The following is a 24763-nucleotide window of genomic DNA, read 5'->3' as shown; positions in this document are numbered from 1 at the left end:
CTAGTCGCCTGGGCGGCCAAGCTGGACCCCTGGGGCAATGTGCTGCAGGAATACAACCCGCAAGGCATCCACCAGGCGATCCGGCTGCCGGGGCAGCACCATGACAGGGAAACGGGGCTGTATTACAACCGGCATCGGTATTACGATCCGGTGGTGGGTAGCTATATCAATCAGGATCCTATTGGGTTAAGCGGCGGCATGAATAAGAGTATCTATCCATTGATTCCATTGCAAAAGATTGACCCACTAGGTTTATGGGCTTCCCAGAAAGGCGCATACGTGCATCAAAGAGCCGGTTATTTGGTTTTTGGCAAAGAGATAAGTCAATCACAATTGTCGGCCGTCGCAAGAGGTCATGTGTGGGCCGATAGCGCTGAGCACCAAACGCCGGAGTTTAGTCATATGCACGCGATGCGACGCCCCGGTCAGACCAAAGCAGAGGCATGTGCCACCACAAATAAATTTATAAAAAATGAAGCGCAGAAAGCGCTGAACGCCAAAAAATCTGGCGATATGGACTCAGCACTATTCCATTTCGGCGCGGCATTGCACACTATACAAGATGCGACGTCCCCATCTCACTCGGGTTTTCAACTGTGGACTGGACAAGAGAGTGCTGCGGAAATTCTTATTCATATAGGCAAGGAATCGATTGTCCCCAGTAAGGATAGCCCTCTATTTGAGGCCACAAAGAAAGCGTGGGAAGCATTTAAATCCAGCGACATAAATGGATTCACCTGCCCCTGTAAATAAAATGAGGAATTACAGTTTTATAGCATGCACAGCATTTATGTGGCCCGTTACCTGCTGGGCATCAGGCGATATATCTGCCATCTATTTAATTTCAGTAGATACGCTGGTTTTTATATTCTCAATATATTGCGCAACAAAAATCAAATGTACGAAGAATAAAGTATATGCAATGGCATATATTTTTCTTCTATTTCTTTTTAAGAGCATTATTAATTTAAAAATACCTTTTGTTGATAATAAGTTTTCCATAATAACATCAACTTGTATTTTTGTTATAGCAAGTGTTTGCATCATCATCCGTTTCAAGAAATAGTATATATACAAAATATACTATGGAAAGCTCCGTCTAAAAATGGTGATAATAAAAGCGCCACGGCGCACAGCACAAAGCAAGTTCAGTTAAATGAAGCTTAACTTCAAGGGCAGGAAAAGAATGGCAACGGCGCATCGTCATTCCCTGCCATCCATGTGCCCATATGGGCACGCCAATGGCCCTGACCGACCAACGGGGGCTAGTCGCCTGGGCGGCCAAGCTGGACCCCTGGGGCAATGTGCTGCAGGAATACAACCCGCAAGGCATCCACCAGGCAATCCGGCTGCCGGGGCAGCACCATGACAGGGAAACGGGGCTGTATTACAACCGGCATCGGTATTACGATCCGATGGTGGGGAGTTATGTGAATCAGGATCCGATTGGGTTGGCAGGTGGGGTTAATAAAAGTATATACGCGACGAGTCCCATAATATTTACTGATCCTTTGGGATTGGCTCCTGTGAAAACTTGTGCAGAAAGAATTTTGCAAGCAGCAAAAAAACTAAACAATCAAGCAAGATATTCAAGTAAATCTAGCTATGGTTTTGGAGAGGATAAAAATAAATGCAACCTCTTTGTTCATGAAGTGCTCGAGGATGCAAGTGTTAAGTCACCTTCTCGTTACAAGTATGGGATTATACCAAGAGGCCCAATAAGTGCAGGAGATTGGGCTGATGAGAAAAATATCATACCAAATTTTGAAATAGTTAATTCACCAAAACCTGGGGATATTGTTGCAGTAGCATACCCTTACCCAGATGCGAGTGGGCACGTCGCAGTTGTCACGGAAAATAATACTACTATTGGTGCAGGATCAGAAAATGGGTCTCATTCAACCGGCTGGCCTTGGAATGGTGGTGCTCCTAAGGGAAATCCTGTCTACAGAAGATGCAAAGATTAATTAATGTGATTGAAAAATTTATCTATCTAACAATCGCGCTGTTTGTCATGCATATGGCGTCTTTGTTGATTTTCTTATTAATTCCGACGAAGATGGAGTTATCTGCCATCGAAGGTATGCGCATATCTAAAATATTTGAGAAATTAGGCGATCCACAGTATTCTCTTGAAGTTAAAGGTATTTTTGCCTGGCAAATAAATCATAAGATAATAAGGAAGAATATAGAGATTAGAACTAGTGGGCTTGAGGTTGACTTGAATGCCTTCCCTAGATCAATAAAGATTGCAAATACATTGGGTGATCACACCCAGTATTTCAAGATTTCAAAATTTTCAAGATTCGATGAGGTAAATGGAGGTTTCGTAAGAAAAACAATCATAACGGTATGGCCATACGGTGATTTCCTAATAAATAAAGAGATTATTGAAGCCAAAGATCAGAAGCCATCTTGATTTCTCAGTTGTCCAGATTCTTCGAATCAATGATTTGAAAAAGGTAGGATTCCAATCCATGCAGATCACTTGGCCATGTTGGACATTCACGACGGGCAGACCACAGAAATGCTGGCGGGCATGCCGCGTGATTTGTAGCAAGACGCTGCCCAACATCTGCGGCACACCAGTGGACCACGGCCTGCCGCCCAGTGCCCAGGCCCTGCTGGGCGAACAGGCCGACGGCACCACTTACCTGCTCGGCGGCATGCAGGCCCAACTCCAGGAACAAGAGAGAGAACAGCGCGCCCACATCGCTATCGACCTCTACCACTGCGACCATCTTGGCACGCCAATGGCTCTGACGGACCAGACCGGCCAAGTGGCTTGGGCCGCAAAGCTGCACCCCTGGGGCAATGTGCTGAAGAAATGCAACCCGCAAAGGCAGCACCATGACAGGGAAACGGGGGCGTATTACAACCGGGATCGGCATTGTGATTTGATGGTGCGTATTTATGTGAATCAGGATTCTATATGCCAGTGGAGAATATTCAAATAACCGGTTGTGTAAAAGTGGTGCCGGGAAAATTGTTCAGCCAAATGTGGTAGGAGCAACTCAGCTGGTCGCTATGAACTCTTTTCATGCAGCTGTTGCAAATCAAAATAATTTAACTTTTGATGAGAATAAAATATATGAATGTAAAAATTTCAAAGAAAAAATATCGGGTCGTATTGATAATGGGGAAAATTTTGGGAGTGATTATCTTCTTTGCTGGCGCTGGACTATCTATTGTTGAAGACAATAGATGGTTCTTTCTGGCTGGGGCTCTTCTGTTATGGATACTAAATTATCCAATACTCAGGGGGCTGTTGACGGAGGAAGTAGATTTGTGAGGCGTTAAAGAATGAAGGTTCCACAGGGATTTCTAGAATTTCATTGTGGGTATTTTTCGAAGTAGGCGCTTATTTTGTGGTTATTGAGTATATAAGCCAGTAGAATATTTTCTTGAATTCGGCCTAATATGATAATGAAATGGCGAAGGAATATTGTGAGCATGGCGATTTCAAGCCTGAAATGCAATATCTGGACATCAGGTAATTGGCGCAGGTTAATCTATAGGATGTGATTTTTGCCGCCAGAAGACCGCCTCAGCCTTGCATCGCTCCTAAAAAAAACGCTTGAATACGCATCCCATCCTCGCTGCCAAAGCACAGCACAGGCCTCATCGTGAATTGAATTCATAGATGGTGTTCCAGCAGACCGTCTAGTCCCGCGCAGCCCTTGAATCCATGATCCCGCCATCAACAGACATCGGATTCCTTGCATGCGGCAACCCTTTCCATCGCTTTCCACGGCCTCGGGCGCTGTCCTTCTGGCGCTTTTGATTTCCACGCCTGCCATGGCGGATTCGACGGTGTCGGCGGGTTCGGCTGAAGCCTCCAACTGGGCTGCCACGTGGCAGGCCAGCCCGCAGCCGGTCTGGGGGGCGGACTTCCTCTTTCCCACCAACCTGCCTGCCGTTCTGCGGGACCAGACCGTGCGCCAGGTGGCGCGCATCAGCCTGGGCGGGCCGCGCCTGCGCATCGTGCTGTCCAACGCCTATGGCGGCCAGCCTGTGACGGTGGGCAGGGCGACCGTGGCAAAGCCGTTGCCGGCGGGCGCCATTGACGCTGGCAGCCTGCAGGCCGTGACCTTTGGCGGCAGCGCGCAAGCCACCATTGCCGCAGGCGCATCCCTGGTCAGCGACCCTGTGGCCTTGCCGCTGGCCTCGCTGTCGCAGGTGGCCGTGAGCCTGTACCTGCCCGGCGCCATGCCTGTGCAGAGTTTTCACTGGGATGGGCGCCAGACCGGCTGGATCGTGGCGGGCGATCAGTCCGCTGCTGCGGCGCTGCGGACTTCGGACCCTGGCGCAATCAGGAGCACGGCCCGCCCGCTGTTGGCGGGCATAGAGGCCGAGGCAGAAGCTGCGGCGCCCGTGGTAGCGGTGATGGGCGACTCCATCACCGACGGTGCCACGGCCAGCCTGGACAGGGACAGCCGTTGGCCGGATTTCCTGGCCGCGCGCCTTGCGCCGCACGGCGCGGCGGTGGTCAATGCCGGCATTTCGGGCGCGCGCCTGCTGTCGGATGGCATGGGCGAGCATGCGCTGGCGCGGCTGGAGCGTGATGTGTTGGCCCAGCCCGGTGTGCGCAGCCTCATCGTGCTGCTGGGCATCAACGATATTTCCTGGCCCGGCACGGCCTTTGCGCGGCAGGCGCCGCGTCCCACGCTGCAGGACATGGCAGAGGGCTATCGCCAGCTGGTTGCTAGGGCGCGCAGCCACGGCCTGCGCGTGATCGGCGCCACCTTGCCACCCTTCGAGGGCGCCTTGCCAGGCACGCCGCTGGAGGACTACTACCAGGACGACAAGGACGACCTGCGACGGCAGGTGAATGCATGGATACGGTTGAGCGGTGCCTTCGATGCCGTCATCGACTTCGATGCCGTGCTGCGCGATGGCGCCCATCCCTCCCGCATGGCGGCGCGCTTCGACTCGGGCGACCGGCTGCATCCTGGCGACGAAGGCAACCGTGCCATGGCCAATGCGGTAGACCTGAACGCCATACTGCCCGGCCTGCCGCAGCGCTAGTGCGTCGCGGCGGCGGGGGCTGGCTTCCATATAAAATGCAAATGGTTCTCATTTGTCATACGTCCCCGGCGTGCCTGCGCCCTGGGGCACAGGGAGGGGTACTGTGGCCGCCGCCGAGTTTGCGCTTCAGCAACAAGTCGAAATTCTCTACACCGATCACCACGGCTGGCTGCGCGGCCTGCTGCGCCGCAAGCTGGGCAATGCCTTTGATGCGGCCGATCTGGCGCACGACGTCTACCTGCAACTGCTGCGCACCGGCCGTGTTCCGCCGGCCGACGAGCACCGCCGCCATCTCACCCAGATTGCCAACGGCCTGGTGATCGACCTGTACCGGCGTCGCCGCGTGGAGGCGGCCTATCTTGAAGCGCTGGCCCTGCTGCCCGAGCAGATGGCGCCCTCCGAAGAAACACGTGCCCTGGCGCTGGAGGCGCTGGTGGAGATCGACGCCGCACTGAACGGCCTGCCGCCCAAGGCGCGCAAGGCCTTGCTGCTGTGCAAGCTCGACGGCATGGCCTACCGCGACATCGCGGCCGAGCTGGGCGTGTCAGTGTCTTCGGTGGAGAAATACATCGCCGCCGGCCTGCTGGCCTGCTACCAGGCGCTGCACGGCCCGGTGTGCTGAACGGTTCGCCCGCATGTCCTCATCGCCCGTATCTTCCGACGCATCCGGCCAACTGCTGGAGCCGGCCATTGTCCAGCGTGCCGCCGAATGGATGGCCCGGCTGTGGGCCGATGACGCCAGCGACGAAGACCGTGCCGCCTGCGCCCGCTGGCGTGCCGAGCATCCGCGGCACGAGCTGGCCTGGAGCCGGCTGCAGGCCTTTGACGACAAGCTGCGCAGCGTGCCCGGCGGCATTGCGCGGCATACGCTGGCGGACACCTCCTCTGCGTCGCCGGCGCCACGCCGTGGCCGCCGCCGTGCCATGCAGGTGTTGGGCTTCATGGCCATGGCCATGGCCGGTGGCTTGGCCCATGTGGTGCGCGGCACCGATGCCTGGCAAATCGCCGCTGCCAGCCATGGCACGGCGCGTGGCGAGGTCCGCGAGATCACGCTGCCGGATGGCACGCAGGTGGTGCTGGCCTCGGCCTCGGCCATCGACCTGCGCTTTGACGGGGCCGAACGCCTGATCCTGCTGCGCGCCGGAGAAATCCTCGTGACCACCGCGCCTGATCCGCAAAGCACACCGCGCCCGCTGCGCGTGCGCTCGCGCCACGGCACGGTGCAGGCCCTGGGCACGCGCTTCACGCTGCGCCAGGAAGATGAGCAGTCCCGCGTGGCCGTGTTCGAGGGCGCGGTGGAAGTGCGTCCCGCCCGGGCGCCGGGCCAAGTGGTGCGCGTGGAGGCAGGGCAGGGCGCCGTCTTCTCCGGCGATCTGGCCCAGCCTCCAGTGGCCGCGCAGGAAAGCGCCGCCGCCTGGGCGCGCGGCGTGCTGGTGGCCGACAACATGCCGCTGGGCGAGCTGGTGGCCGAGTTGGCGCGCTACCGCACGGGCCTGCTGCGCTGCGACCCGCAGGTGGCCGGCCTGCGCGTCACGGGCGTGTTCTCGTTGCGCGACACCGACCGCGCCCTGCACAACCTGGCCCTGGGCCTGCCCGTGCAGGTGGTCTCGCGCACGCGCTACTGGGTCACGGTGCAGGCGGCGGGCTGAGGCTTCTTTCATCGCGGCGCCTTCCCCGTTTCTCGGAACCCGTTACCGGCTGATTCAACTTTCTGCCCCTGGGGATTGAGGGTTTGGCGTTCTCGTTCGGAAGACAGGCAAGAGCCCTTGTTTTCTGTTCTTTTCTGTTCCGCCATGCCTTCCAGGAGAACCCATGCACTCACCCGAGGCCGATGACGCCCAGGCCGGCCCCGGCCCCATTGCGCAGACGCTGCAGCCCATCCGCGCGCAGCTTGTTCTTGCCGCGCTGCTGTCGTTTGCGGGCGCCGTGCTGGCGCTGGCGCCGCTGGCCGGCATCGCCCATATCGCGCGGCTGGCGCTGGCCGATGGCGGCATGGTGGCGGCTGATGCCTGGCGAGTCATCGTGCTGTGCCTGGTCTGCCTGTTCGCGGGCATGGCCCTGGTGTCGGCGGGCGAGCTGATTGCCCATCTGGCCGACAACCGCCTCACCCACGGGCTGCGCCTGTCGGCCATGCAGCGGCTGGCGCGTGTGCCGCTGGGCTGGTTCACCGAGCGGGCCTCGGGCCAGGTCAAGCAGGCCATGCAGGACGACGTGGCCACCCTGCACGAGCTGACCGCGCACTTCTACACCACGGTGGGGCGCGGCGCGGGCACGGTGGCCGCTTCTGCGGTCTACCTGGTGGCCATGGACTGGCGCATGGCCCTGGTCTCGGCCCTGCCGTTCGGCATCTTCTTTCTGGTGATGCGCCACGCCATGCAGGCCAGCAGTGCCCACATGCCGGCCTTTGGCGCGGGGCTGGCGCGCATCAACAACGCGGTGGTGGAGTTTGTGCACGGTATTCCCGTGGTCAAGGCCTTTGGTGCCAGCGGGCGCGCCCATGGCAGCTACCGCGAGGCCGTCGATGGCTTTACCGACGCCTTCCTCGGCTTTGCGCGTCCGCTGGTGTCGGCGCGCGCCAATGCCAATGCGCTGATCGCGCCCGTGGCCGTGCTGGGGGTGGTGCTGGCCTTTGGCACGCTGTTCACGGCCCTGGGCTGGATGGCGCCCGTGGACGTGCTGCCCTTTGCCCTGGTGGCGCCGGGCATCAGCGCGCCGCTGCAGCTGCTCAGCTTCAACCTGCATGCGCTCAACCACGCCACGGGCGCTGCCCAGCGCGTGCAGGCGCTGCTGCGCACGCCCGTGCTGGAGCAACCGGCCGCCGATCAATGCAGGCCGCCCCAAGGCTGCGAAGTCCGCTTCGAAGGCGTGGGCCATGCCTACGAGGCGGGGCATGACGTGCTCAAGGGCATGGATTTCACGCTCAGGCCCGGCACGGTGACCGCCGTAGTGGGGGGCTCGGGCGCGGGCAAGTCCACGCTCGCCCGGCTGCTGCTGCGCTTCTTCGACCCGAACGAAGGGCGCATCACGCTGGGCGGGGTGGACCTGCGGCAGATCGAGACCGCACAGCTGTACCGCCACCTGGCCTTTGTGCTGCAGGACGTGCGCCTGGTGCATGCCAGCGTGCGCGAGAACATCGCACTGGGCCGGCCCTCGGCCAGCGCGCAGGAGGTGGAAGAGGCGGCGCGCGCCGCCCACATCCATGAACGCATCCTGGCGCTGCCGCGCGGCTATGACTCCGTGATCGGCGAAGACGCCCAGTTGTCCGGCGGCGAGCAGCAGCGCCTGAGCATTGCGCGCGCCGTGCTGCTGGATGCGCCCGTGCTGGTGCTGGACGAGCCCACGGCCGCTGCCGATGCCGAGAGCGAGGCTGCCATCCAGGAAGCCCTGTCGCGCCTGGCCGCCGGACGCACCCTGCTGGTCATCGCCCACCGGCTGGACACCGTCATGCATGCGGACCAGATCCTGGTGGTGGAAGGCGGAGTCATCCGCGAGCGCGGCAGCCATGCCGAGCTGCTGGCGCTGGGCGGACGCTACGCACGGCTGTGGGCGCTGGGCGGGTACGAGTCACAGCCCTCCCAATCCCTGCCTTCCACCCCCGCCCTGGCCCCGGAGCTGCCGTCATGCTGAAGACCCTGATGCAACTGCTGGGCGACGATGCCCGGCTTTTCCGCCGCTATGCCTGCATGGCCGTGCTGCATGGCCTGCTCAGCGGCCTGGTCGTCACCGCTCTTGTGCCCGTGCTGTCGCGCCTGCTGGCAGGCGATACGCGCGGCGCCTCGGCCTGGCTGGCCGTGCTGCTGGCGGGCGTGGTGTTGTGCTGGGCCTGGCAGCGCCAGGTGGAAAAGGCCGGCCTGGGCCTGGGCGCCGCCGTGCTGCGCGTGGCGCGCCACCGGCTTGGCGACCATGTGGCCCGCCTGCCCGTGGGATGGTTCACGCCCGAGAACACGGCCCGGCTCAACCACGTTGTCTCGCAGGGAATGATGGAAGTGGCCCAGCTGCCGGCCCATGTGTTCACGCCCGTGTTCAGCGGCGCCGTGGCGCCCGTTGCCGTGGTGGCCGCGCTGTGTGCCATGGACTGGCGCATGGGCCTGATTGCACTGCTGGCGCTGCCGCTGCTGGCCGGCGTGCTGCTGGTCACCGCACACCTGGGCCGCCGTGCCGACGAGCGCCTGCAGCGCAGCATGGCCGGCGCCAGCCAGCGCATGGTGGAGTTTGCGCAGGCGCAGTCCGTGCTGCGCGCCTTCAATGGCGAAGGCGGCGGCACGCGCTGGCTGGAGCAGGCCCTGGGCCGGCAGCGCGCATCCGGCGCGCAGTCCATTCGCCTGGCGGCGCTGTCGGGCGTGCTCAACGGCTGGGCCGTGCAGGCCGTGTTTGCGGCCCTGCTGGTGGCCGGCGCGCTGTGGCTGGACGAGCGCCTGGGCGGCGTTGCAGCACAGGGCATGGGCATGGGAATGGAAGCCGCCATCCCCGTGATCGTGGCCCTGCTGCTGGCCTGCCGCCATGTCGATCCGCTGCTGGAGGTGGCCGGCTACGCCGACTCGCTGCGCGCCGCGCGCGTGCAGCTCGATGCCGTGCGCGACATCCTCGCGGTCCAGCCGCTGCCCGAGCCTGCCGTGCCCCAGGCGCCGCGCGATGCCTCGGTGGAGCTGCGCGATGTGGTGTTCCGCTACGCGCCGGGCCAGCCCGAGGTGCTGCGCGGCCCGAGCCTGCGCGTGGAGCCGGGCTCGATGACGGCGCTGGTGGGCGCCTCGGGCTCTGGCAAATCGTCCGTGCTGCGGCTGGTCGCACGCTTTTTCGATGTGCAGCAGGGCAGCGTTCTGGTGGGCGGCATCGACGTGCGCCAGATCGCGGGCGAGCGGCTGGCCGGGCAGATCAGCCAGATCTTCCAGGACAGCTACCTTTTCCAAGGCTCCATTGCCGACAACATCCGCATGGGCCGCCCGCAGGCCAGCGATGCCGAGGTGATGGAAGCGGCCCGCCAGGCCGGCGTGGCCGAAATCATCGAGCGCCTGCCGCAGGGCCTGGACACGCCGGTGGGCGAGGGCGGGGCGCGCCTGTCGGGCGGCGAGCGCCAGCGCATCGCCATCGCGCGTGCGCTCATCAAGGATGCGCCCATTTTGCTGATCGACGAGGCCACGGCCGCGCTGGATGCCGAAAACCAGGCGGCCATCGCCCAGGCGCTGGCGCGGCTGCGCGGCCGGCGCACGCTGATCGTGATTGCCCACCAGCTGTCCACCGTGGCCATGGCCGACCAGATCATCGTGCTGGACCAGGGCCGCGTCAGCGAGCAGGGCACGCCGCAGCAGCTGGCACAGGCGCCGGGCCTGTATGCGCGCTTTCTGGCGCGGCGGCGCGCCGCCAAGGGCTGGCGCATTGCGGGAACGCGCACGGGCACGGACGAGGACCTCCGTTGAGCGAGCCTGCGAAGCCAACGACAGGGACGCAGGTCCCGCGCCTGGCGCCATGGCTGCTGCCGTTTGCCGCGCTGTGCTGCGCCTCCGTGCTCACCGGCGCGCGGCAGGTGGAATGGGGGCAGCTGCTGTCGCTGTCGGGCGATGCCTGGCTCACCCTCACGGCCAGCCGCCTGCCGCGCCTGGCAGCGCTGGTGCTCACGGGGGTGGGGCTGTCGGTGTGCGGCGTCGTGCTGCAGCAGATCGTGCAGAACCGCTTTGTGGAGCCTGCTACCTGCGGCGGTCTGGACGCGGCCAAGCTGGGCATTCTGGTGTCGCTGACGGTGGCGCCCGCCTCGGCCTTTACCTCGGGCGCGTGGGGCGTGGCCTGGCGCATGGTGTTCGCGCTGGTGTTCTGCCTGGGCGCCAGCCTGCTGTACGTGGCCATCGTCCGCCGCATGCGCCTGCGCAACCTGGTGCTGGTGCCTGTGGTCGGCCTGATGTACGGCAGCGTGCTCAGCGCCATTGCCGAGTTCCATGCCTTCCGCCACAACCTGCTGCAAAGCATGCAGGGCTGGCTGCTGGGCGACTTCTCGCGCGTCGTGCAGGGCCACTACGAGATCATCTACCTCATCGTGCCCATCGTGGTGCTGACCTATGCGTTTGCGCACCGCTTCACCGTGCTGGGCATGGGCGAGGGCATGGCCACCAGCCTGGGGCTGAGCTATCCGGCGCTGGCCACGCTGGGCCTGGTGCTGGTGGCGGTCACCGTCTCGGCCACGGTCATCACCGTGGGCGCCATTCCCTTCGTGGGCCTGGTCATTCCCAACCTGGTGGCCATGCGATGCGGCGAGAACCTGGGCCGCACCCTGCCCATCGTCGCGCTCAGCGGCGCCTCGCTGCTGCTGGCCTGCGACATCGTGGGCCGGCTGATCATGCACCCCTTCGAGGTGCCGATCGGCCTGACGGCGGGTAGCGTGGGCGGCGTGCTGTTCCTCGTGCTCATCCTGCGCAGAAGGCCGTGATGCGCAAGGCCTTGCCTCACACCACCGCATGGATTGCGGCTGCCGTGGTTGCCGTCGCGCTGGCGGCCTGCTTCGTGCTGCTGGGCTCGGGGCTGGACTTCGGCTACGTCATTGCACGGCGGCTGACGCGGCTGTCGGCCATCGTCATCGGCGGCATCTGCATTGCGCTGTCGTCCATCGTCTTCCAGACGCTTGCGGGCAACCGCATCCTCACCCCCGCCATCATGGGTTATGAGGCGGTCTACCTGCTGCTGCAGGCGCTGCTGGTGCTGGCCATGGGCGTGCAAAGCCTGGTGGTGCTGGGCCCCAGCGGCAACTTCTGGCTGTCGGTGGCCTGCATGCTGGGCTACTCCTGGGCCCTGCACCGCTGGCTGCTGGGCGGGGGGCGCGACAACGTGTACTTCCTGCTGCTGCTGGGCCTGGTGCTGGGCATGGTGATAGGCACCTTCACGCAGTTCGTGCAGCTGCGCATCAGCCCCGGAGAGTTCTCTGTGCTGCAGGGCTACAGCTACACCTCGTTCAACCGCGCCCGGCCCGCGCAGCTGCTGTGGTCGGCGCTGATCGTGGCCGTGGCCTGCGTGATCGTGCGGCGCAGCCTGCCCGTGCTGGACGTGCTGGCCCTGGGGCGCGAGCAGGCCATCTCGCTGGGCGTGCACTACCAGCGCCAGCTGCGCCTGCAGCTGGCGCTGATTGCCGCGCTGGTGGCGGTGTCCACCAGCCTGCTGGGGCCCACGGCCTTCATGGGCATCTTCGTGGCCCACATCAGCTATGCGCTGGCGGGCACGGCGCGCCACCGGGTCACGCTGCCGCTGGGCTGTGCCGTGGCCGTGTCCATCTTCATCGCGGCGCAGCTGGCGGTGGAGCATGTCTTCAACTACCGCACCTCGGTGGGCATCCTCGTCAACCTGGTATGCGGCAGCTACTTCCTTGCACTCATGGTGCGCGGGCGCGGCCGGGCCTGAGCCGAGCACCGGCGCCACCAAAAAACAGTCAAGCAATGCATGCCATTTTTCAGGAGAGAAAGCCCGTGACCCGTCTGTTCCGCGTTCCCCATCACGCTCCCATGTTGGCCCTGGCTGCTGCCCTGGCCCTGTCGGCCTGCGACCGGCCCGCCAACCCGTCGGCACAGGCCGCAGCGCCGCAGGCGGCGGGCGCCGGCGAGTTCAAGCCCGTCACCGTGCAGCACCAACTGGGCACGACGGTGGTGGAGCGCCCGCCGCAGCGCGTGGCCGCGCTGGACATGAACGAGGCCGACTTCCTCGACCAGCTCGGCGTGCCCATTGCCGGCATGCCCAAGGACTTCGTGCCCCACTTCCTGGCCCGGTACAAGGACGATGCCAACGTGCAGGACCTGGGCTCCATCGTCCAGCCCAACCTGGAGCGCGTGCATGCGCTCAAGCCCGACCTGGTGCTGATCTCGCCAATCCAGGCCAGCGCCTACCAGGAGCTTTCGGGCTTTGCGCCCACCGTGCATTTCGACGTGGACTTCAGGAACAGCGGCACCCGGCACCTGGACACCGTGCGCGATCATCTGCTGACCCTGGGTCGCATCTTCGGCAAGCAGGACCTGGCGCGCGCCAAGGCCGCCGAGATGTACGACAAGGTGGCCCAGGCCCGGCGCGCCACCGAAGGGCGCAAGGAGACGGCCCTCATCGTCATGCACAACAACGGCTCCTTCACCTCGTTCGGCCCGCAGTCGCGCTACGGCTTTGTCTTCAACGCGCTGGGCGTCAGGCCCGCCAGCATGGCGGCCGAGGCCGACCTGCACGGCCAGCCCATCTCCAGCGAATTCATCCAGCAGGCCAACCCGGACATCCTCTACGTGATCGACCGCACGGCCATCATGCAGCGCCGCCCGGGCATGGATGCTGCCGGCATGGACAACCCGCTGCTGCGCCAGACCAGCGCCTGGAAGAACAACCGCGTGGTCTTCGTCGATTCCGAGGCCTGGTACGTCACGGCGGCCAGCGTGACCTCGGTGAAGCTCATGGTCGATGACGTGCTCAAGGGCTACGGCGATGTGCCGGCAGCGGGCGCGGGCCCGGTGGCCGCTGCGGTTGCAAATTGATCGCATTCTCGATTGAGGGTTTGGCTTTCTCGTTCGGAAGACAAGGTGAAACACCCAACGCCTACCCGAATCGAAAGGAGTCCCGCATGGCACTACGCCATCCATCCCGTCCCGCGCACAACGGCGCATCGCGCGCCCTGCCGCGCCCGGCCTTTGCCTGCAGGCACACGGCCATCGCCGTGCACATGCTCTGCATGGCGGGCCTGGCACTGGGGGGCCTGGCCGTGGCCATGCCGTCCGCGCTGGCGCAGGCGGCTGCCCAGGGGGCCGCATCTGGAGCCGCCTCCGGGGCGGCACCCGGCGAGGCCCGCCGCGCCTTCAGCATCCCGGCCGGCCCGCTGGGCCAGGCGCTCAACGCCTTTGCCGCATCGGCCGGCGTGGAGCTGACGGTGGATGCCAGCCTGCTGCAAGGCCGCAGCAGCGCAGGCCTGTCGGGCAGCTACAGCGTGGCCGAAGGCTTTGCCGAGCTGCTGCGCGGCCAGGGCCTGCGCGCCCTGCGCGAAGCCAACGGCAGCTACACCCTGGGCCGCGACCGCAACGCGGCAGCGCCCGTGGACGGCGGCGTGCTCATGCCTGCCGTCACCGTGCGCGCACAGGCTCAGCAGGCGCCGGAAGCCTATGCCGGTGGCCAGGTCTCCACAGGCGGCCGCATGGGCCTGCTGGGTGACAAGGACTTCATGGAGACGCCCTTCAACACCATCAGCTACACCGAGAAATTCATCGCCGACCGCCAGGCCCGCGACATCACCGACGTGATCTCCGCCGCCGACCCCACCGTGTTCAGCACGGGCATGACCGGCATCATCAGCGAGAACTACTCCATTCGCGGCTTCAGCTCCAGCATTGGCGATGTGACCTTTGGCGGGCTGTTCGGCGTGGCACCGTTCTACCGCGCATCGCCAGAAATGTTCGAGCGCGTGGACGTGCTCAAGGGCCCCTCGGCCCTGCTCAACGGCATGCCGCCCGGCGGCTCGGTGGGCGGCACGGTCAACCTCGTACCCAAGCGCGCGGGCGACGAGCCGCTGACGCGGCTGACCACCTCCTTCATGTCCGATGCGCAGCTGGGCGCCCACATCGACCTGGGCCGGCGGTTCGGCGAGCGCAAGCAGTTCGGCATCCGCTTCAACGGCGTGCTGCGTGACGGCGACGGCGCCGTGAACCACCAGGAAAAAGAGACCCGGCTGGCCTCGCTGGGCCTGGACTGGCGCGGCGACCGTGCCCGCCTGTCGGCCGACCTGTACAGCAGCGAGGACCGCACCGACGGCTTGAACCGCGGCATCAACCTGGCCGCAGGCCTGCCCGTGCCCAGGCCGCCCAAGGCCGACACCCTGCTCAACCCCAGCTGGGCCTTCTACGACACCAAGGACAAGGGCGCCATGGTGCGCGGCGAACTCGACCTGGGCGACCGCGTCACGGCCTATGCCGCCGTGGGCACCAGCAAGACCCGGTACCGTTCCACGGGGGCCTACCTGATCCAGGTCTTCAACACGGCCGGCGACTACCGCACCAACCTGGCCGACCTGGGCTTCGAGATGGACAAGAAGTCGGCCGAGGCCGGCCTCAAGGGCAAGTTCAACACGGCCGGCGTGGGCCACCAGTGGGCGCTCAACGCCACCTACTACACGCATACCGACAAGCAGTTCGGCCGCCGCAACGTGCTGGCCCAGGACTGGATCACCAACATCTACCACCCCATCTGGGGCCCGGCCACCAGCTTCAACGCGCCCCCGATCTCGCGCACCGAACTGCGGCTGACCAGCATCGGCGTGGCCGACACCCTGTCTTTTGCGCAGGACCGCGTGCAGCTCACCCTGGGCCTGCGCCGCCAGCAGGTGCTCAGCGACACCTTCAACGTGGCCACGGGCGCGCGCACCGCGCGCTATGACGAAGGCGCCACCACGCCGGCCGCCGCGCTGCTGGTGAAGGCCAGCGAGCGTGTCTCGGTCTACGCCAACTACATCGAAGGCCTGAGCCAGGGCGCCACCGCACCCATGACGGCGGCCAACGCGGGCGAAGTGTTCGCGCCCTACAAGTCCCGGCAAAAGGAGCTGGGCCTGAAGCTGGACCTGGGCGACTTCGCCCACACCTTCAGCCTCTATGAGATCCAGCGGCCCAACGGCTACACCGATCCCGTCTCCAACGTCTTCTCCTTCGGCGGCGAGCAGCGCAACCGGGGCGTGGAATGGGGCTTCTTCGGCAACGTGGCCACGGGCGTGCGCCTGATGGGCGGCATTGCCTACGTACAGCCCAAGCTCACCCGCACGGCAGGCGGCGTGAACCAGGGCAAGCTGGCGGCGGGCGTGCCCAGGCTGCAGGGCAAGCTGGGCGTGGAGTGGGACCTGCCCGCCGTGCAGGGCCTGACGCTGACGGCCAACGCCACCACGGCTTCCAGACAGTACATCAATGCCGACAACTCGCTGTCCGTGCCGGGCCGCACCGTGTTCGACATCGGTGCGCGCTACGTGACCACTGCGGCCGGCCATCCGCTCACGCTGCGCGGCAGCATCACCAACGTGGCCAACAAGGCCTACTGGGCCACGCCGCTGTGGACCAGCCTCGGGCTGGGCGCACCGCGCACCTTCATGCTGTCGGCCACGGTTGATTTCTGAGCGATGACAGGGCGGCTTGCCTTCCATCAAGCCGCACCGAGCCTGCGCTGCCGCCCTGCGGGCTATAAACTAGCCCGGTCGGGCGGCAAAGCATGCCAGCCCCCTTGCCCTCCCGCCGTATACCAGGATGACAGACGCCTATGGACAGCCGCAATGACAGCATGGACCTGAGCGACGACAGCGTGTTCGAGAGCGCTGCGGAGTTGTTCCGTGCCATGGCGGCGCCCGTGCGCCTGAAGATCATCAGCGTGTTGTGCAATGGCGAGAAGAACGTGACCGAGCTGCTCGCCAGCATCGCCACCACGCAGCCCAACATGTCCCAGCACCTGAACACGCTGTACCAGGCCGGCGTGCTGGGCCGGCGCCGCGAAGGCGTCAGCATCTACTACTTCATCGCCAACGAGCAGGCTGCGCAGATGTGCTGCGCCATCTGCACCCAGGTCGCCATCGAGCAGGGCTGAGTGCCGCAGCCTGGCAGGGGCGACTCGGCTAGGATGCCATCCATGCCGCCCACACCCACCCTGGTCCAGCCCCTGCCGCTCGATGCCGACGGCATCCTCGCGCTGGCAGCGCGCTCCATGTTCCAGCTGTTCTCCACCATGAGCCAGGGCATGTTCCTGGCCGACAGGGCAGGGCGCATCGTCTGGGTCAACGAGGGCTACCAGCGCTTCCTGCCCGACCTGGGCGTGGCCTCGGTGGATGAGTTCCTGGGCCACATGGTCGAGGACGTCATTCCCAACACCCGCATGCGCCGCGTGCTGGAAACCGGCGAGCCCGTGCTCATCGACCTGCTCACCAACCGTGCCGGCACCTTCGTGGTCAGCCGCATCCCGCTCAAGGACGATGCGGGCGCGGTCATCGGTGCCATCGGCATCGTGCTGTTCGACCAGCCGGAGACCACGCTGCAGCCCCTGATCAGCAAGTTCGCCGTTCTGCAGCGCGACCTGGACGAGGCCCGGCGCGAGCTGGCCGCCCAGCGCAACCGCAGCCTGCGCGTGGCCGTGCAGGGCGAGCGCCGCGCCAAGTACAGCTTTGCCAGCTTTGTCGGCAGCAGCCCGGCGGCCGTGGAGGTCAAGCGCCAGGCGCGCCGCGCAGCCCAGTCGCTCAGCCCCGTGCTGCTGCTGGGCGAGACCGGCACCGGCAAGGAGCTGCTGGCCCATGCCATCCACGCCGCATCGGCCCGCAGCGGCGGCCCCTTCGTCACCGTCAACATCGCCGCCGTGCCGGACGCCTTGCTGGAGGCCGAATTCTTCGGCGTCACCCCCGGCGCCTTCACCGGCGCCGACCGCAAGCCGCGCGACGGCAAATTCAGGCTGGCCGACGGCGGCACGCTGTTCCTCGACGAAATCGGCGACATGCCCCTGAACCTGCAGGCCAAGCTGCTGCGCGCGCTGCAGGAAGGCGAGATCGAACCGCTGGGCTCCAACCAGCTCGTGCGCTTTGACGTGCGCGTGGTCGCCGCCACCTCGCGCGACCTGCCGCAGATGGTGCGGGACGGCCGCTTCAGGGAAGACCTCTTCTACCGCCTGCACGTGCTGCCCATCCGCGTGCCCCCGCTGCGCGAACGCAGGCGCGACATCCCGGCCCTGGTCGAAGTCCTCTCCGAAGAACTGGCCCTGCGCAACGACATGCCCCCGCCCGAACTGCTGCCCGACGCCCTGGCCCTGCTGGCCGGCCAGACCTGGCGCGGCAACATCCGTGAGCTGCGCAACGTGCTGGAGCAGGCCGCCATGCGCAGCGAAGACACCGCCATCAACGCAGAGCAACTGCGCGAAGTGCTGCGCTCATCCGGCGTGGAACCCGCCGCCCCTGCGCCCGGCCCCGAGACTGCGCCCGCCCCGTCCCCTGCCCACGACAGCCCCGCCGACACCGACCTGCTGCGCCCCCTGGCCCAGCAGGTGGCCGAGCTGGAACGCAAGGCCATCACCGCCACCCTGGCCGCCAACAGCGGCAACAAACTGGCCACGGCGCGCCAGCTGGGCATCTCGCGGGCCACGCTGTATGACCGCATGGCGGTGCTGGAGCTGGGGGGCTGAGTCACCCGCCATCTGCAGGCCGTACCGTGGCCAAGAGGCAGGGCGATTCCTGCTGTTCCCCATCCCGGAGCCCATCCCGGAACCCAGTCCGTGAACATGAAAAACCTCCTTACCCGCCTCAAGACCGCATTCAGCAAGCCTGCACCCGAGCCCGCTCGCCCACAGGAACACCCGCAACACCAACGCCAGCAGCAGGAACCCCAGGCGGATGCTGCAAAGGACGAAGTACTCATCAACGCCTACTGCACCGTCTGGGACCTTCCTGCGATTGACTTTCCGCACACGCTGGCCGGGCGCCGCGATCTGTCGGACCCCGAGCTGGCACCGCATCTTTCCGGCTTTGTCGGCTATGTGCTGGGGCGCGGCGATGGGCAGATGACGCGCAACCGCTACCACGCCATGCGCCATATCCAGCGCGTGCAGCAGCACCTGAGCCTGGGCATTGCGCCGGAGCAGCTCGATGCCTTTGCCGGCTGGGCACAGCGCGCCAACGCCATCGCATTTCTGGCGGACGGCAGCATTCGCGACCCGCAGGGCCGCATCCTGCTGGCCGCCAACGGCGCCGAGCCCGATGAACAGGCCGCGCTGCCCTATCCGCAGCAGGCCTGGCAGCGCAAGCAGCGCAGCGAGCAGACGCTGGCGCAGCGCGGCTTCACGCCAGCGGCCAGCCTGCCGCCGCTGATCTCCGAGCCCGAACTGCGCATGCGCGCGCCCGATGAGATCGCCGCACGCGCCTTCGCCCTGCTGGCCGTGGCCGTGCGCGCCGAATCGCTGAACGAAGCAATGAACAGTGGCGAACCGCTCACGCCCGACGAGCTGTTCCAGCGCCTGCCAGCCGCCCAGGCCGCGCTCACCCCCAACGAGCGCGACTTCATGGCCACTGCCCAGCCCTCCGAAGAGGCCATCGCCAAGTTCGGCTGGCGCTACGAAGCCGCGTACTTGCTGGAATGGGCGCTGGGCCTGGTCGATACGCTGCCGTTCCCCGATGCCATCTGCGACGTGCCGCTCACCTCGCGCACCCTGCTGCAGGCCGGCGACCTGCAAGGCGCCCTGCATGCCGCGCGCATGCGGCCCGACAGCGACATCCTCGACGCCCTGGACCAGCACTACCGCCTGCACTGGATCGTGCGCCAGGCCCAGGTGCAACAGCAGCCCGCGCCCGCGGGGCTGAACGCCGACGTGCTCATGGAGCGCCACCACGCCCTGAACTGGCTGGTGCGCTTCGAGGGCAACGACTGGGATGACGTGGACACGCCCACCTGAGCAGGTGGCATGGCCGCACAGCCGGCCCTCTTTTTATTCCTGTTTGAGATTGAAACTCATTCAACTGTCTATACTCGCCGCTTCGCGGCCCCCGGCACCGCCTGCCGTTGGGCCAAGGCGGCCGGGCATGGCCATCCGTTGACTGATCCGTTGTTGGCTCCCGTGGTCGTACGCTATTACCGAGAACTGCTGAGGTTCCTGCAAAGGGCCGTCAAGGATCGCGACACGGCCGAGGATCTTGCACAGGAAAGCTATGCGCGCCTGCTGGCCGTGCAGCGCTCTGGAGAGGGCATTGCCGAACCGCGTGCCCTGCTGTACCGCACGGCGCGCAACCTGGTGATCGACCAGTACCGCCGCAGCGAGGTGCGTGGAGCGCATGCGCCGCTGGATGCCGGGCCGCAGGGCGCGGAGCAGGCGCAGGGCGCGGATGACCTGGCCGGCCCCCAGGCCTGCGAGCCCGAGATCGCCGCCATGTCCTCCCAGTCCGTGCAAGCGCTGCTGGCCGCCATCGGCGCCTTGCCGCTGCGCTGCCGCGAGGCCTTCATCCTGCACAAGTTCGACGGCATGTCCCAGGCGGAAGTGGCCCGGCACATGGGCATCTCCACCACCATGGTCGAGCGCCACATCAAGCTGGGCATGCAGGCCTGCCGCGCCTGCCAGGACCGCATGGACGGCACGCCTGCGCCCGCAGCATCGCCCCGGCCGGGAGACGCTCGATGAGGCCAGACCTTGCATGGCCTGCGCGGACTGCGGCCTGTGCCCTCACCCCGTTTGCCCCGCACGCGGGGTTGGGTTCGCGGCTGTCCGTGCGTCTGCTTCCCTGTAGCCTGCGTCATTCGCATGACTGAACACCTCCCCCCAGCCCGGCCCACCGATGCCAGCCGCAGCGCCGATGCCCAGGCGCTGGACTGGTTTGCGCAATTCAGCCAGCAGCCGCAGGCCGCCTTCGATGATGCGGACTTCCAGGCCTGGCTGGCCGTCGATCCGGACCACCGGGCCGCCTTCGAGCGCTGGCAGGCCGACTGGCGCCGCCTTGATACGCTGCCTGACACCGCCGTCCAGCAGCTGCGCCGCCAACTGGCTGCCGACAAGGCCGCTGACCTGCACGGGCAAAGGGCGCGGCCACGGCCCGCCCCCGCTGTCCAGCCAGCCCGGCCAGCATGGTCCGCTCCGCTGGCCTGGCTGCGCGGCTGCACGGCCGCCGTGCCCCGTGCCGCGCTGGCGGCCGCCGTGCTCCTGGTGGCCGGTGGCGCGGGCCGCATGGCCTGGGAGCATTGGCAGAGCCGGCCCCTGTTTGTCCAGGACTACGCCACCGGGCGCGGCCAGCAGTTGAACGTGGAGCTGCCCGACGGCAGCCGCTTGCGGCTGGACACCGCCACCCGCGTGCATGTGGCGCTGTACCGCCAGCGGCGCGAAGTGCGCCTGCCCGAAGGGCAGGCCGTCTTCCAGGTGCACGGCGATGCGGACCGGCCCTTCGATGTGCTCGCCGGCAGCGTGAAGGTCACCGTGGTCGGCACCCAGTTTGCCGTGCGCCACACGGCCGGCAGCCCGGTGCAGGTGGCCGTGCAGGAAGGGCAGGTGCGGGTGTCTGCGGCCGGCCCTTCCGATGCCGTGCTGCTCACTGCGGGCCAGCAGGTGCAGGCCGATGGCGATGGCCGCCTCTCGGCTGTCGGCGCCGTGCCGCCTGCCGGCATCGCGCCCTGGCGCGACGGACGCGTCAGCTTCGACAACGTGCCGCTGTCGCAGGCGCTGGCGGAATTCGAGCGCTATGGCCCCACGCGCCTGGCGGTGCGCGATCCTGCCGTGGCCGCCATGCGCCTGTCCGGCACCTTCGACCCGCGCCGCCTGGACAACTTCCGCAAGGCCCTGCCCAAGGTGCTGCCCGTGCGCCTGCTCGACCCCCAGGGTGGGGAAGGCGCGCAGACCCTCATCGTCGCCGCGCACTGAGACGGGCGCTGCGAGTTCCTCAAAAATTTTTCACGGGCGGGTTGGGGTTTTGCCGTGCCGTGCGTCTACCTGAGAAGGATTCGTATTCGCAGCCTTCCGGAGATTTCCCTCATGCCCCGTTCCATTTCCATTTCCATTCCCGGTTCCGTCCTCTTCACCCCCGTCCCGCTGGCCCTGGCCACGGCCTTGCTGCTGGCCACCATGGCCGCGCCGTCCCGCGCCCAGTCCCAGGCTCCGTTGCAGGCGCTGCCTGGCGCGGGTGGTGCGGGTGGCGCGTCGGCCATGGCCTCCGTGCCGGTGCAGATCCGCATCGCCTCCCAGCCCCTGGCGCAGGCACTGGACACGCTGGCCCGCCAGGCTCGGCTTGAATTGATGGTGCAGCCCGCACTGGTGGAGGGCAGGACCGCACCCGCCGTCGAAGGCCGCCTGAGCGCTTCCGAGGCATTGGGCCGCCTGCTGGCCGGCACCGGCCTGTATGCGGAAATCGACGGCAGCGCCGTCATCGTGCGGCGCATGCCCCAGGGGGCGGCCACCGGCTCGCTCACCCTTGCGCCCGTCAACGTCTCGGCCAAGGCAGAGCGCAGCGCCATCACCGAGGGCTCCGAATCCCTGGCCGCGCGCGCCATCAGCATCACCAAGGGCGACCAGGCGCTCAAGGACATACCGCAATCTGTCAGCGTGCTCACGCGCCGCCAACTGGACGACCAGGGCATCACCGACCTGCGCGTGGCCGCCAACAACGTCACCGGGACCGTGGGCGTCAAGGGCGTGGGGCAGGGCATGGTGCTTTCGGCCCGGGGCTTCCAGATCGACGCCTGGCAGTACGACGGCGTCGCCATCCCCCGCAACAACTACGCCCTGGGCAACTGGGGCACCGAAGGCATGGTCTTCTATGACCGGCTGGAAGTGCTGCGCGGCGCCTCCGGCCTGCTGCAGGGCACGGGCAGCCCCGGCGGTGCCGTCAACCTCGTGCGCAAGCGCGGGCAGGCGGAGCGCACCGTCGCCATCACCGCCCGTGCCGGCTCGTGGGACCGCTACGGCCTGCAGCTCGATGCGGGCGGGCCCCTGAACAGCGAAGGCACCCTGCGCGGCCGCGTCGTGCTGGACGAATCGCGCAGCCACTCCTTCGTGGACTACGTCAACGACCGCACGCGCTCCCTGTACGCCGCCCTTGACTACGACATCAGCCCCGACACCACCGTGGGCCTGGGCATCAGCCACTCCGACAGCAACGGCCGCCCCATGATCCGGGGCCTGCCGCGCTTTGCCGATGGACGCGACCTCGGCCTGCCGCGCTCCACCTTCGTCGGCGCCTGGTGGAACCGGGCCAGCATAGAACAGACCACCTTCTATGCCGACCTGGACCACCGCTTCAACGCCGACTGGAGGCTCAAGGTCTCCACCCTGCGCATGAGCGAGAAAAACACCTCCGCCCACCAGCGCATGCACGGCAACGTCGCGGCCGACGGCAGCGGCCTCACCTATGCCAACTGGGTCACCGACTTCGACTCCACCAAGGTCGGCCTGGACGCCTTCGTCAACGGCCGCTTCCAGGCGCTGGGCCTGCGCAATGAAATCACCGTGGGCGCCAACTACTCCCGGTACAAATCCAACGACATGTATGCGCGCACCTTCACGCCGGGCGGCAACATCTTCAACATCGACCACAACCGGCCCTGGCAGAACCTGGACACCATCATGGCCGGAGGCGGGATCAAGACCCTGCCCCGGTACGACGTGGAGCAAAAAGGCATCTACGCCAGCTGGCGTGCCAAGCTGGCCGAGCCGCTGACCGCCATTGCGGGCGCACGCGCCAGCTGGTACGACTACCTCTACAGCGTGCCCCTGTCCAACGCACGCACCTCCATCACCGCCTCGGGCGAGATCACGCCCTATGCGGGCCTGGTCTATGCGCTCACGCCCCAGTGGTCGGCCTACGGCAGCTACACCAGCGTCTTCGAGCCGCAGTCCGAGCGCACCGTGGCCGGCCACGTGCTGGATCCCATCATCGGCACCAACTACGAAATCGGCCTCAAGGGCGAACTGCTGGACGGGCGCGTCAACACCTCGCTGGCCCTGTTCCGCTATGACCACAAGAACCGTGCCGTCAACGACGTAGCCTCCGGCATGGCCTGCGACGACTGGTACTGCTCCACCGCCTCGGGCAAGGTGCGCAGCCAGGGGCTGGAAGCCGAAGTCAGCGGCGAAGTGCTGCGCGGCCTGCAGCTCATGGCCGGCTACACGTACAACACCACCAGGTTCCTCAGCGACCCCGTCAACCAGGGCAAGGTCTTCAGCACCTGGACGCCCCGGCACATGCTGCGCGCCTGGGCCGCCTATCGCCTGCCCGGTCAATGGAGCCACCTGAACGTGGGTGCCGGCTTCACTGCACAGACCCATACCTTGGGCTATGACCGCTCCTTCAAGGTCCCCGGCTTCACCGTCTGGAACATGCGCCTGGCCTACCAGCTCAACCCCGAAGTCAGCCTTGCCATGAACCTCAACAACGTCTTCGACAAGCGCTACTGGATCCCCGGCTTTGCCGAGCAAAACGGCAACAACGACTTCGGCGACCCGCGCAACCTCATGTTCACGCTCAAGTACACGCCGCGCATCTGAGAGGCAGGCGGGCGCGGGGGACTGAGGGCACGGGCCGTGCGCGCATTGCTGCCACGGCCCAACTCAGGCTGAACTCAGGCCCAGCCGCTCCAGCGTGATGCAGGCCAGCCATCGGCACCCATCCGCTGGCCAAGCGGCATCATCCGATATGCAGCGCCCTGTGGCGTCCATCTGGATACGGGTGACGTGGCGCGAAGCCCCGGGCTTTGAACGGCGGGCAGGCATGGCCAGCAAGGCTTCGGGCAGCGGCTGTGCTGGTGGGCTGGGTTGCAGTCCCTTGGGATTTTTGGCTGGGCGCAGGCGCTGCGGTGATCGCTCCATCCCGATCACCCACATCCAGAAGACTGCCGGGTCGCGAAATCGATGACCTGGCATTTCCACCAGCAGCATGGCGCTGCCGCCCCGCTGCATGGCTTGGGCACAACGCAGCGGAGCGAGGGCGGGGAAATTCTCAAGCTGCGCTTTCCAGCCGGGCAGCAGCAACGCCAGAACCTGCGCCAGCTCCTGCGGGCCGGGCTGTGGCGTCAACTGCAGCGGCAATTGCACCTGCAGCCATGCCCGTTGCCGCAGCACGGCAGCGCACCGCCGTGCACACCACCAGGCGCCCAGCGGATCGGGCAGGCACTGGGCATCGGGAACCGTGGGCAGCGTGGCCCAGCGCGTCCTGCGCGAGGGTGTGCAGACCGCATACCGCCATTGCGTATCGAAGCGCAGGCCAGGCATGAAGGTGCGAGCGGCAGACTTGGTGGGGCTATGCATTGCGACGGCAGATGCGCCA

Annotated in this window: 21 protein-coding genes and 1 pseudogene; 20 read left to right on the top strand and 2 right to left on the bottom strand. The window is 65.7% G+C overall.

The genetic code is table 11. From position 1 onward, the window contains the following. A partial coding sequence (locus PO605_RS27010; protein WP_334313825.1) for an RHS repeat-associated core domain-containing protein occupies nucleotides 1-753 on the top strand: 753 nt, incomplete at its 5' end. An 81-nt stretch (nucleotides 754-834) separates the two neighbouring features. On the opposite strand, the gene PO605_RS27005 is transcribed toward PO605_RS27010, so the two are convergent. Continuing rightward, the gene (locus PO605_RS27005; protein ID WP_231574474.1) at nucleotides 835-1047 is read right to left on the bottom strand and encodes a hypothetical protein; all 213 of its coding nucleotides are present in this window, start codon (nucleotides 1045-1047) and stop codon (nucleotides 835-837) included. A 134-nt stretch (nucleotides 1048-1181) separates the two neighbouring features. Between PO605_RS27005 and PO605_RS27000 the strand changes: the two are divergent. The 19 genes and pseudogenes from PO605_RS27000 to PO605_RS26910 all read left to right on the top strand — a co-directional run. Further along, nucleotides 1182-1967, top strand: a pseudogene (locus PO605_RS27000) (RHS repeat-associated core domain-containing protein); the annotation flags it as partial. Nucleotides 1968-1972: 5 nt separating this feature from the next. Continuing rightward, on the top strand, nucleotides 1973-2419 hold the full coding sequence (locus tag PO605_RS26995) for a hypothetical protein (protein ID WP_156136137.1): 447 nt from the start codon (nucleotides 1973-1975) through the stop codon (nucleotides 2417-2419). A gap of 58 nt (nucleotides 2420-2477) precedes the next feature. After that, the gene (locus PO605_RS26990; RefSeq protein ID WP_442855565.1) at nucleotides 2478-2957 is read left to right on the top strand and encodes an RHS domain-containing protein; all 480 of its coding nucleotides are present in this window, start codon (nucleotides 2478-2480) and stop codon (nucleotides 2955-2957) included. 70 nt (nucleotides 2958-3027) lie between these two features. Beyond that, nucleotides 3028-3195, top strand: a complete 168-nt coding sequence (locus PO605_RS26985) for a hypothetical protein (RefSeq protein ID WP_156136136.1) — start codon at nucleotides 3028-3030, stop codon at nucleotides 3193-3195. A 528-nt stretch (nucleotides 3196-3723) separates the two neighbouring features. Beyond that, nucleotides 3724-5028 (top strand): SGNH/GDSL hydrolase family protein, encoded by a 1305-nt coding sequence (locus PO605_RS26980; RefSeq protein WP_047474163.1) that lies wholly within the window; start codon nucleotides 3724-3726, stop codon nucleotides 5026-5028. Nucleotides 5029-5131: 103 nt separating this feature from the next. Beyond that, nucleotides 5132-5650, top strand: a complete 519-nt coding sequence (locus PO605_RS26975) for a sigma-70 family RNA polymerase sigma factor (RefSeq protein ID WP_013803359.1) — start codon at nucleotides 5132-5134, stop codon at nucleotides 5648-5650. Between the two features lie 13 nt (nucleotides 5651-5663). After that, nucleotides 5664-6677 carry a FecR domain-containing protein gene (locus PO605_RS26970; protein WP_047474161.1) on the top strand — a complete coding sequence of 338 codons (1014 nt, stop codon included), beginning with the start codon at nucleotides 5664-5666 and terminating at the stop codon, nucleotides 6675-6677. A gap of 163 nt (nucleotides 6678-6840) precedes the next feature. After that, nucleotides 6841-8655, top strand: a complete 1815-nt coding sequence (locus PO605_RS26965; protein WP_047474159.1) for an ABC transporter ATP-binding protein — start codon at nucleotides 6841-6843, stop codon at nucleotides 8653-8655. Further along, nucleotides 8649-10442 (top strand): ABC transporter ATP-binding protein, encoded by a 1794-nt coding sequence (locus PO605_RS26960; RefSeq protein ID WP_272207181.1) that lies wholly within the window; start codon nucleotides 8649-8651, stop codon nucleotides 10440-10442. The genes PO605_RS26965 and PO605_RS26960 overlap by 7 nt, the downstream gene beginning before the upstream one ends. Beyond that, nucleotides 10439-11443, top strand: coding sequence for an ABC transporter permease (locus tag PO605_RS26955; protein WP_047470986.1), 1005 nt, complete (start codon nucleotides 10439-10441; stop codon nucleotides 11441-11443). Before PO605_RS26960 ends, PO605_RS26955 begins: the two co-directional genes overlap by 4 nt. Continuing rightward, nucleotides 11443-12405, top strand: coding sequence for an iron chelate uptake ABC transporter family permease subunit (locus tag PO605_RS26950; RefSeq protein WP_047470984.1), 963 nt, complete (start codon nucleotides 11443-11445; stop codon nucleotides 12403-12405). The genes PO605_RS26955 and PO605_RS26950 overlap by 1 nt, the downstream gene beginning before the upstream one ends. A 65-nt stretch (nucleotides 12406-12470) precedes the next feature. Next, entirely contained in the window at nucleotides 12471-13511 is a 1041-nt protein-coding gene (locus PO605_RS26945) for a siderophore ABC transporter substrate-binding protein (RefSeq protein ID WP_047470989.1), read from the top strand. Nucleotides 13512-13597: 86 nt separating this feature from the next. Continuing rightward, the gene (locus PO605_RS26940) at nucleotides 13598-16120 is read left to right on the top strand and encodes a TonB-dependent receptor (protein ID WP_272207180.1); all 2523 of its coding nucleotides are present in this window, start codon (nucleotides 13598-13600) and stop codon (nucleotides 16118-16120) included. A gap of 140 nt (nucleotides 16121-16260) precedes the next feature. Continuing rightward, a complete protein-coding gene (locus tag PO605_RS26935; RefSeq protein WP_016449629.1) occupies nucleotides 16261-16581 on the top strand; it encodes an ArsR/SmtB family transcription factor in 321 nt (106 codons plus the stop codon). A gap of 42 nt (nucleotides 16582-16623) precedes the next feature. Next, on the top strand, nucleotides 16624-18156 hold the full coding sequence (locus PO605_RS26930; RefSeq protein WP_047471484.1) for a sigma-54 interaction domain-containing protein: 1533 nt from the start codon (nucleotides 16624-16626) through the stop codon (nucleotides 18154-18156). 96 nt (nucleotides 18157-18252) lie between these two features. Beyond that, on the top strand, nucleotides 18253-19419 hold the full coding sequence (locus PO605_RS26925) for a DUF4272 domain-containing protein (RefSeq protein WP_047471481.1): 1167 nt from the start codon (nucleotides 18253-18255) through the stop codon (nucleotides 19417-19419). 162 nt (nucleotides 19420-19581) lie between these two features. Beyond that, nucleotides 19582-20139 (top strand): sigma-70 family RNA polymerase sigma factor, encoded by a 558-nt coding sequence (locus tag PO605_RS26920; protein ID WP_047471487.1) that lies wholly within the window; start codon nucleotides 19582-19584, stop codon nucleotides 20137-20139. Nucleotides 20140-20259: 120 nt separating this feature from the next. Further along, nucleotides 20260-21366: a FecR family protein gene (locus PO605_RS26915; protein ID WP_272207179.1), complete on the top strand. Its 1107-nt coding sequence runs from the start codon at nucleotides 20260-20262 to the stop codon at nucleotides 21364-21366. 111 nt (nucleotides 21367-21477) lie between these two features. Further along, complete coding sequence (locus PO605_RS26910; protein WP_272207178.1) at nucleotides 21478-23985, top strand: TonB-dependent siderophore receptor; 2508 nt, start codon at nucleotides 21478-21480, stop codon at nucleotides 23983-23985. A gap of 63 nt (nucleotides 23986-24048) precedes the next feature. Here PO605_RS26910 and PO605_RS26905 read toward each other — a convergent pair whose 3' ends face one another. After that, entirely contained in the window at nucleotides 24049-24558 is a 510-nt protein-coding gene (locus PO605_RS26905; RefSeq protein ID WP_272207177.1) for a hypothetical protein, read from the bottom strand. Between the last annotated feature and the right edge of the window lie 205 nt (nucleotides 24559-24763).

Origin of the sequence: Delftia sp. DT-2, assembly GCF_028401915.1 — a bacterium.
GTDB lineage: Bacteria > Pseudomonadota > Gammaproteobacteria > Burkholderiales > Burkholderiaceae_C > Comamonas > Comamonas tsuruhatensis.
This window is presented reverse-complemented; position numbering and strand designations above follow the sequence as displayed.